14 protein-coding genes are annotated in these 17,468 nt (G+C 63.7%); 9 read left to right on the top strand and 5 right to left on the bottom strand.

What is annotated here, in order from left to right:
* Position 1: 1 nt before the first annotated feature.
* Entirely contained in the window at positions 2-1,219 is a 1,218-nt protein-coding gene (locus EN807_RS02115; RefSeq protein ID WP_135933699.1) for a urate hydroxylase PuuD, read from the bottom strand.
* A gap of 139 nt (positions 1,220-1,358) precedes the next feature.
* Between EN807_RS02115 and EN807_RS02120 the strand changes: the two genes are divergently transcribed.
* The 3 genes from EN807_RS02120 to EN807_RS02130 all read left to right on the top strand — a co-directional run bounded on the left by EN807_RS02120 (position 1,359) and on the right by EN807_RS02130 (position 4,645).
* The gene (locus EN807_RS02120; protein ID WP_135933700.1) at positions 1,359-2,279 is read left to right on the top strand and encodes a LysR family transcriptional regulator; all 921 of its coding nucleotides are present in this window, start codon (positions 1,359-1,361) and stop codon (positions 2,277-2,279) included.
* A 75-nt stretch (positions 2,280-2,354) separates the two neighbouring features.
* Positions 2,355-3,377 carry an LLM class flavin-dependent oxidoreductase gene (locus EN807_RS02125; RefSeq protein WP_135933701.1) on the top strand — a complete coding sequence of 341 codons (1,023 nt, stop codon included), beginning with the start codon at positions 2,355-2,357 and terminating at the stop codon, positions 3,375-3,377.
* Positions 3,374-4,645 (top strand): LLM class flavin-dependent oxidoreductase, encoded by a 1,272-nt coding sequence (locus EN807_RS02130; protein WP_135933702.1) that lies wholly within the window; start codon positions 3,374-3,376, stop codon positions 4,643-4,645. The genes EN807_RS02125 and EN807_RS02130 overlap by 4 nt, the downstream gene beginning before the upstream one ends.
* 25 nt (positions 4,646-4,670) lie before the next feature.
* Here the strand turns inward: EN807_RS02130 and xdhC are convergent, their stop codons facing one another.
* The 4 genes from xdhC to uraH all read right to left on the bottom strand — a co-directional run bounded on the left by xdhC (position 4,671) and on the right by uraH (position 10,023).
* Positions 4,671-5,741: a xanthine dehydrogenase accessory protein XdhC gene (xdhC, locus tag EN807_RS02135; protein WP_135935753.1), complete on the bottom strand. Its 1,071-nt coding sequence runs from the start codon at positions 5,739-5,741 to the stop codon at positions 4,671-4,673.
* 74 nt (positions 5,742-5,815) lie between these two features.
* Entirely contained in the window at positions 5,816-8,164 is a 2,349-nt protein-coding gene (gene xdhB / locus EN807_RS02140) for a xanthine dehydrogenase molybdopterin binding subunit (protein ID WP_135933703.1), read from the bottom strand.
* Positions 8,164-9,645, bottom strand: a complete 1,482-nt coding sequence (gene xdhA, locus EN807_RS02145; RefSeq protein WP_135933704.1) for a xanthine dehydrogenase small subunit — start codon at positions 9,643-9,645, stop codon at positions 8,164-8,166. The genes xdhB and xdhA overlap by 1 nt, the downstream gene beginning before the upstream one ends.
* A gap of 3 nt (positions 9,646-9,648) precedes the next feature.
* On the bottom strand, positions 9,649-10,023 hold the full coding sequence (gene uraH / locus EN807_RS02150; RefSeq protein WP_135933705.1) for a hydroxyisourate hydrolase: 375 nt from the start codon (positions 10,021-10,023) through the stop codon (positions 9,649-9,651).
* Between the two features lie 193 nt (positions 10,024-10,216).
* Here uraH and puuE point away from each other — a divergent pair, with 193 nt between their 5' ends.
* The 6 genes from puuE to EN807_RS02180 all read left to right on the top strand — a co-directional run bounded on the left by puuE (position 10,217) and on the right by EN807_RS02180 (position 17,464).
* Entirely contained in the window at positions 10,217-11,650 is a 1,434-nt protein-coding gene (gene puuE / locus EN807_RS02155) for an allantoinase PuuE (RefSeq protein WP_135933706.1), read from the top strand.
* A 46-nt stretch (positions 11,651-11,696) separates the two neighbouring features.
* A complete protein-coding gene (locus EN807_RS02160; RefSeq protein WP_135933707.1) occupies positions 11,697-12,560 on the top strand; it encodes a bifunctional allantoicase/(S)-ureidoglycine aminohydrolase in 864 nt (287 codons plus the stop codon).
* A complete protein-coding gene (locus EN807_RS02165; protein ID WP_135933708.1) occupies positions 12,557-13,060 on the top strand; it encodes an ureidoglycolate lyase in 504 nt (167 codons plus the stop codon). Before EN807_RS02160 ends, EN807_RS02165 begins: the two co-directional genes overlap by 4 nt.
* Positions 13,060-13,653: a nucleoside deaminase gene (locus tag EN807_RS02170; RefSeq protein WP_135933709.1), complete on the top strand. Its 594-nt coding sequence runs from the start codon at positions 13,060-13,062 to the stop codon at positions 13,651-13,653. The genes EN807_RS02165 and EN807_RS02170 overlap by 1 nt, the downstream gene beginning before the upstream one ends.
* 83 nt (positions 13,654-13,736) lie before the next feature.
* A complete protein-coding gene (locus EN807_RS02175) occupies positions 13,737-15,722 on the top strand; it encodes a CocE/NonD family hydrolase (protein ID WP_135933710.1) in 1,986 nt (661 codons plus the stop codon).
* Positions 15,723-15,877: 155 nt separating this feature from the next.
* Positions 15,878-17,464: an ABC transporter substrate-binding protein gene (locus tag EN807_RS02180; RefSeq protein WP_127316980.1), complete on the top strand. Its 1,587-nt coding sequence runs from the start codon at positions 15,878-15,880 to the stop codon at positions 17,462-17,464.
* Positions 17,465-17,468: the final 4 nt, after the last annotated feature.

The raw sequence follows: 17,468 nt of genomic DNA on the forward strand, positions 1-17,468 counted from the left end.
CTTATTTCCCTGCCTGCTCGAACCATGCCACCAGCAGCGCGCGCTCCTTGTCGGTGATATGGGTGACGTTGGCGGGCGGCATTGCGTGGCTGCGGCCGGCCTGCAGGTAGATCTCGCGGGCTTGCTCGGCGATACCGGCGTCCGTGTCGAGCATCACACCTTTCGGCGCGTGATAGATGCCCTCGTAGGATGGCTCCCGCGCATGACACATCGAGCAGCGGCCAAGCACCGTGTCGCGCACTGCGGGAAAGTGCGCCGAGGCGACATAGACCTGTGCCGCCGAGGACGCCTTGACTTCGCCGGTCAGCATTTTCGGCGCCGTTGACAGCCAGATAATGATGACGAACAGGACGGCGGCAGCCAGCCAGGTCCAGGTCGGGTTACCCTTGCGCGCATGCATGGTGTTGAAATAGTGCCGGATCAGCACGCCGATGGTGAAAACCAGCGAGGCGATCACCCAGTTGAACTCGGTGCCGAACGCCAGCGGGTAGTGGTTCGACAGCATCAGGAACAAAACGGGCAGCGTCAGGTAATTGTTGTGCAGCGAGCGCTGCTTGGCAATCTTGCCGTATTTCGGGTCGGGCTTGCGGCCGGCGATCAGGTCGGCGACGACGATCTTCTGGTTCGGGATGATGACCATGAAGACATTGGCCGACATGATCGTTGCGGTGATAGCGCCAAGATGCAGGAAGGCGGCGCGGCCGGTGAACAGGTGGGTAAGACCCCAGGCGATGAACACCAGCACGCCATAGAGCACCAGCATCAGGCCGGTGTCGCTGTTGCCAAGCGGCGAACGGCATAAGAGATCGTAGACCACCCAGCCGACGCCGATCGTCGCCAGTGACAGCAAGATGCCTGTAGGCACCGACATGGCAAGCACATTGGGATCGATCAGGAACAGGTCCGCCCCCGCATAGTAAACCACGCACAGCATGGCAAAGCCCGAAAGCCAGGTGGCGTAGGATTCCCATTTGAACCAGGTCAGATGCTCGGGCATTTCGGCCGGCGCCACCAGATATTTCTGGATGTGATAGAAGCCGCCGCCATGCACCTGCCATTCCTCGCCGAAGGCGCCGACAGGCATGCCCGGACGCTGGCGCAAGCCAAGATCGAGCGCGACGAAATAAAAGGACGAACCGATCCAGGCTATGCTGGTTACGACATGCAGCCAGCGCACGGCGAAACTCAGCCAGTCCCAGAAAATCGCGAAATCCAACATTGAAAAGTCGTCCCTGCCGATCGGCTGACTTTACGGACTGGAGCGCAAACGGAAAGGGCCGAGCTGCACGATGACTTTCAAAAAAAAATGGAAAATACTAGGGTTATCCCTACGCAGCCGTATGAGAGCCCTAAGCCGCATGGCCTACCTCGACAACATCGCCGTTTTCGTCCGCGTCGTCGAGCTTGGCAATCTATCGGCGGCGGGCCGCGACATGCGCATTTCGCCGGCGGTCGCCTCCAACCGCATCAAGGAGCTCGAAAAGCACCTTGGTGTCAGGCTGTTCAACCGCACGACGCGGCAATTAATGCCGACCGAGCACGGCACGGTGTTCTACTCCGGCGCCAAGCAGGTGCTTGAGGCGGTCACCGAGGCGGAGGCCGCGGTCAGCGCTTTGTCCGGCCAGCCGCGCGGCACCATCAAGGTGACAGCGCCGCTCGGCCTCGGCCGGCGGCTGGTGGCCTCGGGCATCCCCGATTTCCACGACAAATACCCTGATATCGAGGTGCGGCTGAGGCTTTCAGACCACAATGTCGACATCATGAAGGAGGGCATCGACGTTGCCTTCCGGCTGGGCATTATCGAGGATTCCAGCCTCAGGATGCGCGGCATCATGGAATGCGAGCGGGTGCTGGTGGCGGCGCCGAAATATCTTGAGGCGCGCGGTGAGCCGACCGAGCCGCAGGAATTGATCGGCAAGAAGCACGACTGCCTGATGCTTCGCTATTCGGGTTCGCGCGAATACGTCTGGACGCTGCAGACGGCCGACGGCCCGCGGAAATTCGAAGTGCATGGGCCTTATGACACCGATGATGGCGACGTGCTGACCGGCTGGGCGCTGTCCGGCCGCGGCATCATCAACAAGCCGCGCTTCGAGGTCGAGCCGTTCATCCGCGACCGGCGGCTGAAGGTGATCCTGCCCGACACGCCGCCGACACCGGTGCAGTTCGCCGCCGTCTACCCGCACAAGAAGCTGCAGGACCCGAAGGTGCGGCTGCTGCTCGATTTCATGGCCGAGCGCTGCCAACGGCTGATCAAGGACATTCTGGCAGGCAAATGATCGCCGGCTGGCCGGTTGCGTCCCGTCAAGCCGGCGAAGATAGTCCCAGCGGAATTCACTCACCAGGGAAGACCGATGGCCAGCGGTGCCAAAATGCATCTCGCCGTTTCACTGTTTCCGGAAAGCGCTCTTTCCCCTCCATCCGACGCCGGTCCGGATTTCACTCTTCTGGCCCGGTTTGTGCAAAAGGCCGAGACGGCCGGGCTGGATATGGTGCTGCTTGCCGATTCCGCGCCGGCTGCAGGCGGCGACGCACCGAACCGCCAAGTGCCCTTCGAAGCGACGACCCTGCTGGCAGCGCTTGCGACGATTACCAGCAGGATCGGCCTCGTCGCCGCGGCGTCGACGGTCGCCCACCAGCCCTACAACCTCGCGCGCCGTTTCGCATCGCTCGACGTCATCAGCCATGGCCGTGCCGGGTGGCACGCGAGCATGGTCCCCGATCCGCGCGAGGCGACCAATTTCAGCCGTCCGGAAGGGTTTTCCAGCGACGATTTCCGCCGACGCGCGGAAGAATTCATCGGGATCGTGCGGGGCTTGTGGAGAGGCTGGGATGCGGATGCCCTGCTGTTCGACCAGCGCGGCGGCCGCTTCTTCGATCCCGAAAAGATGCACCTGCTCGACTACAAGGGCGAGTTTTTCTCTGTGCGCGGGCCACTGAACGTTGCACGCTCGCCGCAGGATACCCCGGTGCTCGTCATGTCAGTCCTGTCGGAGCCTGACATGGAGATCGCCCCCCGCTTCGCCGATGTCATCCTGCTGGACGAGCCATCGATCGCGGGCGCGAAGCCCGACGATCTGAAGCGCCACGCGCTTGCGTTCGGGCGCAGTCCTGGCGCGACAAAGGTGCTGATGACCGTCGCGCCGGGTGCTGACATGGCCGCCAGGCCGGACCTGATCGCGGACAGGCTCGAAGAGCCCTTCCGATCGAAAAGCTGCGATGGCTTCAACATACTCATTCCACCGACGCTATCTGTGCTCGACGATTTCGTCGACCTCGTGCTGCCGGAGCTTCGCCGTCGCGGCCTCCTCCGGTCGGATTATCCCAGCGCGACGCTGCGCTCCCATCTCGGACTTGCTGGGAGAGATGAACGATGACCGCCCATCGACGTCAGATGAAGCTCGGGGCGTTCCTGTGGGCAACAGGCCACCACATTGCCGCCTGGCGCCACCCAAAAGCGCATGTGACGGCAGGCGTCGAGATCGAGCACTACATCCAGCTGGCGCGAACGGCGGAGGCGGCGAAATTCGACATGATCTTCTGCGAGGACGCCGCCGGCGTGCGCGAGGCCGATATCAACATCGCCAGCCAGACGTCACGCTCGATCGGCTTCGAACCGATCAGCCTGCTTTCGGCTCTTGCGGTCCAGACCAGCCGCATCGGCCTCGTCTGCACGGCGTCGACGAGCTACAACGAGCCTTACGGGCTGGCGCGGACCTTCTTGTCGCTCGACCATCTGAGCAGCGGCCGCGCCGGCTGGAACCTCGTCACCTCGGCCAGCCACATCGAGGCCGCCAATTTCGGCTCGACCGGCCTGCGCCCGCATGCCCACCGCTACGAGCGCGCCCGTGAATTCGCTGCCGTGGTTGCCGCACTCTGGCGAGGCAAGCTTGACGGGGTTTCCGGACCGGGTCACGACGGCAGAAGCTTTTCGGTGCGCGACCCACTCGACCTGCCGCGCTCGCCGCAAGGCGCACCAGTCATGGTTCAGGCCGGAGCATCGGACGAGGGCCGGGATCTTGCCGCCCGGACCGCCGACGTCGTGTTCACGGCGGCGCAGACATTCGAGGAAGCGAAGGCCTTCTACGATGATCTCATGGGGCGTCTGGCGACCTATGGGCGCGAGCCGGACGACATCAAGATCATGCCGGGCGTCGCGCCGGTCGTGGCGGCAACCGAGGCTGAAGCCCAGGAAAAATACGAGGAATTGCAGGAGCTGATCCCTGACGATGTCGGCGTCGCGCTGCTTTCCAGCTATCTCAGTATCTCAGATCTGTGGCGCTATCCCATCGATGGGCCGTTGCCGGAGCTGCCGCCCAGCGAAGGCATGCAGAGCCGGCAAGCGCTCGTCATTGAGCAGTCGCGCCGGGACAACCTCTCCATTCGGCAGCTTGCGCGCCATTTCGCCGGCGCTCGCGGCCACTGGCGCGTCGTCGGAACGCCGGCCCAGATCGCCGACGAGCTCGAGGCACGCTTCGAGGGCGGCGCGGCCGACGGGTTCAACGTCATGCCCTCCTATTTTCCCGGCGAACTCGACGCCTTTGCCGCGCTCGTCGTGCCGGAGCTGCAGCGGCGCGGCCTGTTCCGCACCGACTATGAAGGCAGCACGCTACGCGACCATCTGGGTTTGAGACGGCCGGAGTGAGCAGCACGCTGTGGGCGCTTGGCCGTCAGCCGGCCATCGCTTTGCCACGAGAGGCGGGGTGCGGAGCTGCTGATGCCATGGCATGCGCGGCCAGCGCCATCATGATCTCGGCTGCGGCCAGTGCCGCGATCACTTGCGGGCGCTTGTCCTTAACCGCATCACCGCCGATCGGCGAGACCAGGCGGGCAAATTCCGCCTCGCTGCCGTCCGCCGACTTCAGGAACCAGCTCCTGAACGTCGCCTTTTTGGTCTTCGAGCCGATCATGCCGACATAGGCGGCATCCCGGCGTTTCAGCGCCTCGGTGGCGATCAGGAAATCCAGCGCGTGGTCGTGTGTGAGGATCACAAAGGCGGCCCCGGCCGGGGCCTTGCGCACCATCGTCTCGGGCATAGGCGTCAGGCTGGTTTCGACGGTGTCCGGCATGCCCTCCAGCGCCTCGACCCGCGTCTCGACAACGACGACACGGACCGGCAGCAAGGCCACTGCCGAGGCCAACGCCTGGCCGACATGACCACCACCGAAGATATAGACATGCGGCAGCTGCGCCGCCTCGGCATCCGCCGCAGTAACCAGCTCTCGCGCCAGCGCGGCATCGACCAGCCGGATCAACACCTCGACCCTGCCGCCGCAGCACTGGCCGATCTCCGGCCCGAGCGGGATGTCGAGCATGGCGCTGACATCCCTTCCCCTTGAGGGGAGGGTGGCGGCGCAGCCGTCGGGTGGGGCTGCCGCGGCAGTGCTTGACGCTCTGGCGGTGCCTTCTGAGACGACCCCCTCTGGCCGCTTCGCGGCCTGCCCTTCGCTATGGCTCCGGGCGTTCGTCGCTGAAAAAGCCAAATCGTTGGCTTTTTCTCGGCCATTGGCCGACCTCTCCTCACCCCCCTCAAGGAGGGAGAAGAGCAGCTGCCGCGCCTTGTCGATTGCCATGTATTCGAGTTGGCCGCCGCCGATCGTGCCAAAACTTGCCGCGCCCGAGACGAGCATGAAGGCGCCCTTCTCGCGCGGCGTCGAACCTTTTGTCCCGGCCACCTCGACCAGGGCGACCCGGCCGGCGTCGGCAAGAAAGGCTTTCAAGCTTTGCACTTTCGAGGTCATCATTCGCATTCCCTATCGGGAAATATAGAGTTTTTCGGCCTGAATTGCACGCTTTCTGGGTTCGGAGGCCGAGTTCACGTGCCGGTCTTGGCTTCCCTCTTCAGCCGTTCGATCGCCATCAGCACACGCTCCGGCGTCGCCGGTGGATCGAGGCGCGGGCAGATCCGGTGGTCGGCAACGCTCGCCACCGCATCCGACAGAGCATGCAGCACCGACATGCCGAGCGGGAGCGGCGGCTCGCCGACCGCCTTGGAGCGGTGCACCGTCGGCTCGCTCGCTTCCGGCCAATCGGCCAAAGTCACGTTGAAGATCTTCGGCCGGTCCGAGGCCAAGGGGATTTTGTAGGTCGAGGGCGCATGGGTGCGCAGCCGGCCATTGTCGTCCCACCAAAGTTCCTCCGTCGTCAGCCAGCCCATGCCCTGGATGAAACCGCCCTCGACCTGGCCGAGGTCGATGGCGCGGTTCAGCGAGCGGCCGGTCTCGTGGAGGATGTCGGTGCGCTCGACCATGTATTCGCCGGTCAGCGTGTCGACCGAGACTTCCGAGCAGGAGGCGCCATAGGCGAAATAGTAGAAGGGACGGCCCTCCCCCTTGTCGCGATCCCAGTGGATTTTCGGCGTCTTGTAGAAGCCCGCCGCCGAAAGCTGGATGCGGGCCATGTAGGCCTGCCTGACGAGATCGGCGAAGGCGATCTCCTGGTTGCCGATGCGCACCCGGTTGGGCAGGAAAAGCACTTGGTCCCGCGGCAGCTGGTATTTTTCGGCGGCGAAATTGGTCAGCCGCTCCTTGATCTGCCGGGTTGCATTCTGCGCCGCCATGCCGTTGAGATCGGAGCCGGACGATGCGGCGGTCGCCGAGGTGTTCGGCACCTTGCCGGTCGTCGTCGCGGTGATCTTGACCTGGTCGAGGTCGATCTGGAACTCTTCCGCCACAACCTGCGCCACCTTTACGTAGAGGCCCTGCCCCATTTCGGTGCCGCCATGGTTCAGATGCACCGAACCGTCGGTGTAGACATGCACCAGCGCGCCGGCCTGGTTGTAATGCGTAGCGGTGAACGAGATGCCGAACTTGACCGGCGTTAGCGCCAATCCGCGCTTGATAAAGCGGCTGTTGGCGTTGAAGGCTTCAATGGTGCGGCGACGCCGCACATAGTCGCAACTCGCCTCCAGTTCGGCGACGATGCGGTGGATGATGTTGTCCTCGACCGTCTGGTGATAGGGCGTGATGTTGCGGTCTGAGGTGCCGTAAAAGTTCTTCTTGCGGATCTCGAGCGGGTCCTTGCCAAGGGCAAAGGCGACCTCCTCGATGACACGCTCGGCCCCGACCATGCCTTGCGGCCCGCCGAAGCCGCGGAAGGCGGTGTTCGACACGGTGTTGGTGTAGAGCGGCGCCGATTGAGCATGAACCGCCGGCCAGAAATAGGTATTGTCGCAGTGGAACAGCGCGCGATCGGTGACCGGGCCTGAAAGGTCCGCCGAGAAGCCGCAGCGCGCCGCGAACATGAAATCGACGCCGAGAATATTGCCCTCGTCGTCGAAGCCAACCTCGTAATCAACGAGGAAGTCGTGGCGCTTGCCGGTGGCGATCATGTCGTCGTCGCGGTCGGGCCGGATTTTCACCGCGCGGTGGTGTTTTTTCGCAGCAATCGCCGCGAGCGCGGCAAATTGGTTGCCTTGCGTTTCCTTGCCGCCAAAGCCGCCGCCCATACGGCGGATCTCGACCGTGACGGCATGGCTTGGCACGCCGAGCGCATGGCTGACCATGTGCTGGACTTCGCTCGGATGCTGGGTCGAGGAATAAATCGAGACGTCCTGATCCTCGCCGGGAATGGCCATGGCGATCTGGCCTTCGAGATAAAAATGGTCCTGGCCGCCGACCCGCATCTGCCCTTTGACTCGGTGCGGCGCCGCCTTGATCGCAGCCGCTGCATCGCCGCGCCTCAGGGTCAGCGGCGGCGTGACCAGCTTGTCCTTGCGGGGATCAAGCACGCCGATGTCGGTGACGAAAGGCAACTCCTTGTATTCGACCTTGGCCAGCCTTGTGGCGCGGCGCGCCTGCTCCCGGGTTTCGGCTATGACGCAGAAGATCGGCTGGCCGAAGAACTGCACCTTGCCGGCGGCCAGCACCGGCTCGTCGTGACGGCCGGTCGGCGAAATATCGTTTTCGCCCGGCACGTCGCTTGCCGTCAGCACGTCGACGACGCCGGGCGCGGCGCGCACCTCCGACAGGTCCATGCTGGCGATGGTGGCGTGCGTGGCCGTCGAAAGCCCAAGGCAGCCGTGCAGCGTGCCTGCCGGTTCCGGCATGTCGTCGATATAGATGGCGGTGCCGCGGACATGCTTGTGCGCGGAATCATGGCGCTGGTCGGTGGCAACGCCGCCGGAGATCTTTTGCGCCTTGAGGTTGGGAGCGTGCGTGGTCATTACGCCGCCTCGTACCGCGATATTTGGATCGGCGCCTTGGTGCCGCTGGTCTCGGCGAAGAAGCGCAACAGCAGGTTCCGCGCCGCCAAAGCCCGGTATTCGGCGCTCGCCCGCATGTCTGTCAGCGGGGTGAAGTCCCTGGCGTACTCGGCCATCGCCTGCTCGACCGTCGCCTCCGTCCAGGGATTGCCGAGCAGCGCCTTTTCCACGCCAAAAGCCCGCTTCGGCGTTGCCGCCATGCCGCCATAGGCGATGCGAATATCCGTCACCATGCCGTCGCTGGCCAGGGTCAGCAGGAACGCGCCAAGTGCTGAGGTGATGTCCTCGTCGCGACGCTTGGTGATCTTGTAGACGGCAAACTTCGTGCCTTTCGCGGGTACCGGGACATGCACGGCCTCGACGAACTCGCCCGGCTGCCGGTCCTGCTTGCCATAGCCGATGAAGAAGTCTTCGAGCGGGATCGTCCGCCGCGTGTTGCCCCGGCGCAGCGTCAGCTGCGCGCCCAAAGCGATCAGCGGCGGCGGCGTGTCGCCGATCGGCGAGCCATTGGCGATGTTGCCGCCGATCGTACCCATATTGCGCACCTGATCGCCGCCGATGCGATCGAACAGCGGCCCGAGCGCCGGGATGCGTTTCGCCAGCGTCGAAAACGCCTCCGTATAGGTGACTCCGGCGCCGATCGAGATGACGCCCTTGTCTTCGGAAATCGCGCTGAGCCCGTCGAGATTGCCGATGAAGATCGCCGGCGAAATCTCGCGCATATGCTTGGTCACCCACAGGCCGACATCGGTCGAACCGGCAACGACGGTGGCGCCCGGCTCCTTGGCGAGCGCGGCGGCAAGGTCGTCGGCATTGGCCGGCACGACCAGCCGCTGCTTACCGGCGCCGATCTCGATGCGCGCACCGTCTTTCATGGCCGCAAGCTTCTCGGCGATCGCCTTGCGCTCTGCCGCCAGCGGGTCCTTCGCCACCTTGCCGTAACTGGAAATGGCGCGCGCCGCCCGCACGACCGCCTCGTAGCCGGTGCAGCGGCAGAGATTACCCTGCAGCGCCTTTTCGATGGCCGCATCCGACGGCTCCGGCGACCGCATCCACAGAGCGTAAAGCGACATGACGAAGCCCGGCGTACAGAAGCCGCATTGCGAGCCGTGGAAATCGACCATCGCCTGCTGCACCGGATGCAGCCTATCGCCGTCGCCACGCAGATGCTCGACGGTCACGACATGCGTGCCATCGAGCGAACCGAGGAAGCGGATGCAGCCATTGACGCTTTCATAGACCAGTCGGCCGGCTGAGAGCCTTCCGACCAACACGGTGCAAGCACCGCAATCGCCTTCGGCGCAGCCTTCCTTGGTGCCGCGCAGCGTGCGCTCGAGCCGCAGCCAGTCTAGCAAGGTCTCCTCAGGCGCAACCCTGGCCAGCGCAACATGCTCGCCATTGAAGATGAAGCGTATCTCATTGCGTGTCTTGAGCCCGGCCATGTGTCAGCTCCCTCGATAAGTCGAATAGCCATAGGGCGATATAAGCAGCGGCACATGATAGTGCACCGGCTCGGCCATGCCGAAGCGGATCGGCACGCTGTCGAGGAAGGCCGGTTCCGGCAGCCTCAATCCCTGCCGGCGCAGATAGTCGCCGGCCGCGAAGACCAGCTCGTATTCGCCGGTGCGGAATTCCGCGTCGGCAAGCAGCGGCGCGTCACAGCGGCCGTCGGCATTGGTGACCGTCGTCTTCAGATGCGTCCGCATATCGTCGTTGATGCGGTAAAGCTCGATCGACAGGCCTGCCGCCGGCCGGCCGGTCGCGGTGTCGAGGACATGGGTCGTCAGACGTCCGCCTTCGGCTTTCGACGTTTCCGCCACTGGCTGCTCCCATTCCAGGTACAGTCGAACATGCCCGATACAGACGAACATGTTTGACGAATTGTGCGCCAATTAAAGGCGATGCATAAGTCCCGGTCGAGCGGAGTGCTGCAAAAACACTTTCAAAATTTTCGGGGGAATGCGCAAGCGGCGCTTTCGACTATCCTGATCACACAACCCGGCAGGAGCAACGATGCGGTACGAACGAGACATGCGCGGCTACGGCGCCAATCCGCCGGATCCGAAGTGGCCCGGCGGGGCGCATGTCGCAGTGCAGTTCGTCGTCAATTACGAGGAAGGCGGCGAGAACTGCGTCCTGCATGGCGACAAGGCTTCGGAAGCCTTCCTGTCCGAGATCGTCGGCGCCGCGCCATGGCCTGGGCAGCGTCACCGGAACATGGAATCGATCTACGAATATGGCGCCCGCGCCGGCTTCTGGCGATTGCTGCGCCTGTTCACCAAGGCTGAGGTGCCGGTCACCTGCTATGGCGTCGCCACAGCGCTGGCGCGCTCGCCCGACCAGGTCGCAGCGATGCAGGAGGCCGGTTGGGAAATCGCCTCGCACGGGCTGAGATGGATCGACTACCGCGACCATGCGCCGGAGGACGAGCGCCGCGACATGGAAGCGGCGATCCAGCTGCACTACGAGGTCACTGGGGCGCGGCCGGCAGGCTGGTACACCGGCCGCACGTCGATCAACACCGTGCGGCTGGCGGCGGAAGAAGGCGGCTTCGACTATGTGTCGGACACCTATGACGACGAGTTGCCCTACTGGTTCGAGCATGACGGGCCGGACGGGTCGGCAAAGCCGCAGCTCATCATCCCCTACACGCTCGACGCCAACGACATGCGTTTCGCCACGCCGCAGGGCTTCAACTCGGGCGACCAGTTCTTTGCCTATCTCAGAGATAGTTTCGACACGCTCTATGCCGAGGGCAAGGAGGGGCGGCCGCGCATGATGAACATTGGTCTGCACTGCCGCCTCGTCGGCCGGCCGGGCCGGATCGCGGCGCTGAAGCGCTTCGTCGACTACGTCAGATCGCACGACAGGGTCTGGCTGGCGCGGCGCATCGATATCGCCAGGCACTGGAAAGAGACCCATCCGTTCCGGCGGCCGGCGCTGCGCCCGTCGAAAATGGAGTTCGAGGCCTTCGTCCATGCATTCGGTGGCGTATTCGAGCATTCGCCGTGGATCGCCGAGCGCGCCTACGAGTTGGAACTCGGCCCAGCGCATGACAGCGCCGGCGGTCTCCATAATGCGTTGTGCCGTGTCTTTCGCGGCGCCAGCGAGGCCGAGCGGCTCTCAGTGCTCAATGCTCATCCCGACCTCGCCGGCAAACTGGCGCAGGCCAAGCGGCTGTCGGCGGAATCGACGAGGGAACAGGCTTCCGCCGGGCTCGACGCGCTGACCGACAAAGAGCGCGAGTTGTTCTCCAAACTCAATGCCGCCTACGTCACTTCCTTTGGCTTTCCCTTCATTATCGCGGTGAAAGGCAAGACCAAGGCGGAAATCCTGGCGGAGTTCGAGGCGCGCAGCGGCAACAGCCACGACGTTGAATTCGACACCGCCTGCAAACAGGTCGAGCGTATCGCGCTGCTCCGCCTCCAGGACATGCTCCCACAATAGGCTTGGCTTCCGCATAGGCTTTGGCTTCGCAATAGGCTTTGAACTCATGGACACGATCAAGATGGCCGACCGATTCTACTACGCGCCGCAGGGCGGCCACCCAGGCCAGAGTGAGCTGCTGACCGGCCGGGCTATCTTCTCCGAGGCCTATGCCGTCATTCCAAGGGGAGTGATGCAGGACATCGTCACCAGCGCCCTGCCGTTCTGGGAAAAGACCCGCGTCTGGGTGCTGTCGCGCCCGCTGTCCGGCTTCGCCGAGACGTTTTCGCAATATATCGTCGAGGTCGCGCCCGGCGGCGGCAGCGACCGGCCTGAACCGGATGCCGGCGCCGAGGGTGCCTTTTTCGTGGTCGAGGGCGAGCTGACCGTTTTGCTGGCTGGCGAGAAACATGTCCTGCAGCCGGGTGGCTTTGCTTTCCTGCCGCCGGCCAGCGGATGGACCGTTCGCAACGAGAGCGGCGCTGTTGTCCGCTTTCACTGGATCCGCAAGGCTTACGACGCCGTCGAAGGCATCGATGTTCCGCAAGCCTTGTTCGCCAACGAACGGGACATTGCGCCCACGCCGATGCCGGGCACCGAAGGCAGATGGGCGACGACGCGCTTCGTCGATCCGGCCGACATGCGCCACGACATGCATGTCACCATCGTCACGCTTGAGCCGGGCGCCGTCATCCCGTTCGCCGAGACTCATGTGATGGAACACGGGCTCTACGTGCTGGAGGGCAAGGCGGTCTATCGCCTCAACCAGGACTGGGTCGAGGTCGAGGCCGGCGACTATATGTGGCTGCGCGCCTTCTGCCCGCAGGCCTGCTATGCCGGCGGTCCGGGCCAGTTCCGTTACCTGCTTTACAAGGACGTCAACCGGCAAGCCAACCTTGGCGGCGCCGGCGTCGCGAGGCGCGCGCCATGACCCGCATCTTCGCCCGGCCGCTGACCCGCGAGACCTTCGCCGAATTCGGCGACGTCATCGATATGGGCGGCGACAATCACTACCCGATCAATGGCGGCAAGGCCGAGCGCTTCCACGACCTCGCCACCGCGCAAGCGTTGGGGCCGAATGCGTGTGTACTGATCTCCATGGTGCGCGGCACGCCTTACGATTTTCCGCTGAAGCTCACCATGGTCGAGCGACACCCGTTCGGTAGCCAGGCTTTCATCCCGCTGTCGCCACGGCCGTTCCTGGTCGTCGTTTGCCATGATGGCGAGGACGGCCCGGGCGAGCCGCACGCCTTCATCACCGCGCCCGGGCAGGGTGTCAATTACCCGCGCAATCGGTGGCACGGCGTGCTGACGCCGATCGGCGAGGCCCAGGACTTTCTCGTCGTCGACCGCGGTGGCGACGGCTCCAACCTCGAAGAGTGTCATTTCTCGCACGCCTATGAGATCGATCTCCCTGACGGGACCGCCTGATGGCCGACGTCTCGCTGATCGATCGCCTGCTCGACGTCATCGAGCACGACATCGTGCCGAAGACGGCGGAAGGCGTCACCCACGGCAATAAGCTGTTCGGCGCGGCAATCCTGAGAAAGGACGACCGCTCGCTGGTGCTCGCCGAGACCAACAACGAGACGGAAAACCCGCTCTGGCACGGCGAGGTGCACTGCCTGAAGCGGTTCTACGAAATGCCGAAGGCCGAGCGCGTCGATACCAAGGACGCTATTTTTCTGGCCACGCATGAACCCTGCTCGCTCTGCTTGTCGGCGATTACCTGGACCGGCTTCGACAATTTCTACTATCTGTTTTCGCACGAGGATTCGCGCGACAGCTTTGCCATCCCGCACGACCTGAATATCCTGAAGGAGGTCTTCACCCTCGACCCCGGCGGCTACAATGCCGAGAACGCCTACTGGAAGAGCTTTTCGATCCGCAGAATGGTGCGATCGCTGCCCGAGGCCGAGCGCCAGCGGCTGGAAACGCGGATCGGCAAAATCTCCACACGCTATGACGAATTGTCCGGCGCCTATCAGGCGAGCAAGGCCGACAACGACATTCCGCTGAGCTGACGCGGATTGACCAGCCGAATTCGTTGGCTGGCCCACGACGCGGCAGGCCTGGGCTCCATCATGCGGCCTGCCAGGAGCGCCGCATGAAAACCGTCACTGAATTTCCCCGCAAGGTCGTCGAATTTCCGGACATGGGCATCGTCATGCCGGATGGCTGCCGGCTGTCGGCGCGGGTGTGGATGCCGGCCGATGCCGGCGACGATCCGGTGCCGGCGATCCTCGAGCACCTGCCTTACCGCAAGCGCGACGGCACGATCTTTCGGGATCAGCTGACGCATCCCTATTTCGCCGGCCACGGCTACGCCTCGATCCGCGTCGACATGCGCGGCAATGGCGATTCCGAAGGGCTTATGGACGACGAATATTCCGAGCAGGAATTGCAGGACGCCTGCGACGTGATCGCCTGGGCGGCTTCCCAGCCCTGGTGCAACGGCAATGTCGGCATGATGGGCATCTCCTGGGGCGGTTTCAACTGCCTGCAGACTGCAGCCAAGCAGCCGCCGGCGCTGAAGGCGGTGATCAGCCTGTGCTCGACCGTCGACCGCTATGCGGACGACATCCACTACAAGGGCGGCTGCCTGCTGATCGAGAATTTCGGCTGGGCCTCGACCATGCTGTCCTATTCCTCGCGGCCGCCGGATCCGTTGCTGGCCGGCGACAATCGCTGGCGCGACCTGTGGCTGACCCGGCTGGAGAACCAGCCCTTCCTGGCGCCGCTATGGCTGAAGCATCAGCACCGCGACGCCTATTGGAAGCGCGGCTCTATCTGCGAGGACTATTCCGCCATCCAAGCCGCGGTGCTGTCGATCGGCGGCTGGCATGACGGCTATCGAAATACCATTTCCCATCTCGCCGCCAATATCGAGGCGCCGGTCAAAGGGATCGTCGGTCCCTGGATCCACAAATACCCTCACTATGCCGCACCCGAACCGCGCATCGGCTTCCTGCAGGAGGCCTTGCGCTGGTGGGACCGCTGGCTGAAGGACATCGACACGGGCGTCGAAGCCGACCCGGCCTACCGCGCCTATGTCATGGACAGCGTCCGCCCGGCACGCTGGCATCCCGAGCGGCCGGGCCGCTGGGTCGCGGAACAAGAATGGCCGTCGTCCCGTATCGAGGCGCAAGCGATCGAGCTGATCCCAGAAGGCAGTGAGCCGGCCATCGTCGCTTCGCCGCAAAGCTGCGGCCTTGCCGGCGGCGAATATTTTCCCTTCACCTTCGGCCCGGAACTGCCCGGCGACCAGCGCCCCGACGATGCGCTGTCGGTATGTTTCGACCAGCCGGTGCTGACTGAGGCGATCGACATTGTCGGTGCGCCGGAAGTGCTGGTCAGGGTTTCGTCGGACCGGCCTCAAGCGAACATCGCGATCCGGCTGTGCGACGTGCATCCCGACGGCGCGTCGGAGCTGATCTCCTATGGCGTGCTCAACCTGACGCACCACAACTCGCACGAATTCCCGCAAGCGCTGGTGCCAGGCGAAACCGTCAGCGCCCGGGTGGTGCTCGACCAATGCGCCTATCGCGTGCCATCAGGCCATCGCCTGCGTATTGCCGTTTCGAACGCCTACTGGCCGATGATCTGGCCATCGCCGGATCCGGTCCGGCTCAACCTGTCGGCGGCAACGCTGAAGCTGCCGCTGCGCCCGCTTGCGCAAGGCGATGAAGTCGGTTTCCCCTCACCAGAAGCAGCCTCGCCCTGGGCAACCGAAACGGTCCGCGCCGCCAATTCCGAGCGTCATATCGATCGCGACGAAAAGACCGGAATCATTACGCTTTCGATCGTCGACGATTTCGGCGAGGTGCGCGATCTGGAGCATGGCCTCGCCAATGGCAGCATTGCCCGTGAGACATGGGCGATCCATCCCGACAATCCGCTGTCGGCGTCGGGCAAGACGCATTGGACGCAGACGCTGTCGCGAAATGGATGGTCGGTGCGCACCGAAACATCAGCCGAGATGCGGTCCGACGCGCAAAACTTCATGGTTAGCGCCAGAATCGAAGCCTATGAAGGTGAGGAACTGGTTTTCGAGCGAAATTTCGAAGAGAAAATCCCGCGCGCAATGCTTTGAGCGCTTATGCGGATTGGTCCAATTGCGACGTACGATTTACGCCACGGCATGTCGCATTCGGTCTTGCTTACGGCCTTCCCTTGCGGTCATTATTCTCTTCACAAGAAACCATAAAAACGACCATAAGGTCGAACCAACAGAGTGAGGAACTCAACATGTCGAACGAACTGGAATTTCTAAGCCGGCGCGTCGCATCCGGCAAACTGAGCCGTCGTGACTTTCTCGGCCGCGCCGCCGCGCTCGGCGTCACCGCGACCTTTGCCAATTCGCTGCTTTCAAGTGCAGCGCGCGCCGCGGGTCCGGTCAAGGGCGGCACGCTGAAGGCCGGCCTGGTCGGCGGCGAGTCCACCAACAGCCTTGATCCGGCCCTGTTCATGACGCAGGTGCCGTTCGCCTTCGGCAAGATGTGGGGCGAACTGATCGTCGAGCTGTCTCCGGAAGGCAGTCTTGAGAACCGCATCGCCGAGGAGATCGGCTCGTCGGACGACGCCAAGGTCTGGACGCTGAAGATCCGCGACGGCATCGAATTCCACAATGGCAAGACGGTGACCGCCGAGGACGTGGCGGCCACGCTCGAACGCCATTCGGACGAGAAATCGAAGTCGGGCGCGCTCGGCTACATGAAGGGCATCGAGAGCATCAAGGCCAGCGGCAAGGAAGTCGTGCTGACGCTGAAGGAAGCCAATGCGGACCTGCCCTATCTGCTCAGCGACTACCATTTGATCGTCCAGCCCAATGGCGGCAAGGACAAGGCCGATGCTGGCATCGGCGCCGGGCCTTACAAGATCACCACCAACGAGCCCGGCGTGCGCCATGGCGGCGAGCGCTTTGCCAATTACTGGCAGGGCGACAAGATGGGCCATGCCGACCAGATCGAGATCATCGTCATCAACGATGCCACCGCGCGCACCTCGGCCCTGCAGGGCGGCCAGGTCAACATGATCAACCGCGTCGAGCCGAAGATCGTCGACCTGATCAAGCGCCTGCCCGGCGTCACCATCCGCAACCATGCGGGGCCGGGTCACTACGTCTTCATTATGCATTGCAACACGGCGCCGTTCGACAACAACGACCTGCGCATGGCGCTAAAGCTGGCGATCGACCGCGAGGAGATGCTTGACAAGGTTCTCAGAGGCTATGGTTCGCTCGGCAACGACTTCCCGATCAATGCGTCCTATCCGTTGTTCACCGAAATCGAGCAGCGCAAGTATGATCCCGACAAGGCCAAGTTCCACTTCAAGAAGTCGGGGCACGACGGGGCGGTGCTGCTCAGGACCTCGGACGTCGCCTTCCCCGGCGCCGTCGACGCCTCCCAGCTTTTCCAGCAGAGCGCCGCCAAGGCCGGCATCCAGATCGAGCTCAAGCGTGAACCGGGCGACGGCTATTGGAACGAAGTCTGGAACAAGCAGCCCTTCTGCGCCTCCTACTGGGGCGGCCGCTCGACGCAGGACCAGATGTATTCGACCGCCTATCTGTCGACGGCCGACTGGAACGATACCCGTTTCCTGCGCCCGGATTTCGACAAGATGGTGCTGGCGGCCCGCGCCGAGCTCGACGAGAACAAGCGCAAAGCGATGTACCACGACATGGCTGTCCTTGTGCGCGACGAGGGCGGCCTGATCCTGCCGATGTTCAACCAGTTCATCGACGCGACGGGCGCCAAGGTCGCCGGCTGGGTCGACGATCCGCATCAGGAGCTGATGAACGGCTACGCACTGGCAAAGTGCTGGCTCGAAGCCTGAGCCC

The organism is Mesorhizobium sp. M5C.F.Ca.ET.164.01.1.1 (assembly GCF_004792125.1).
GTDB lineage: Bacteria > Pseudomonadota > Alphaproteobacteria > Rhizobiales > Rhizobiaceae > Mesorhizobium > Mesorhizobium wenxiniae.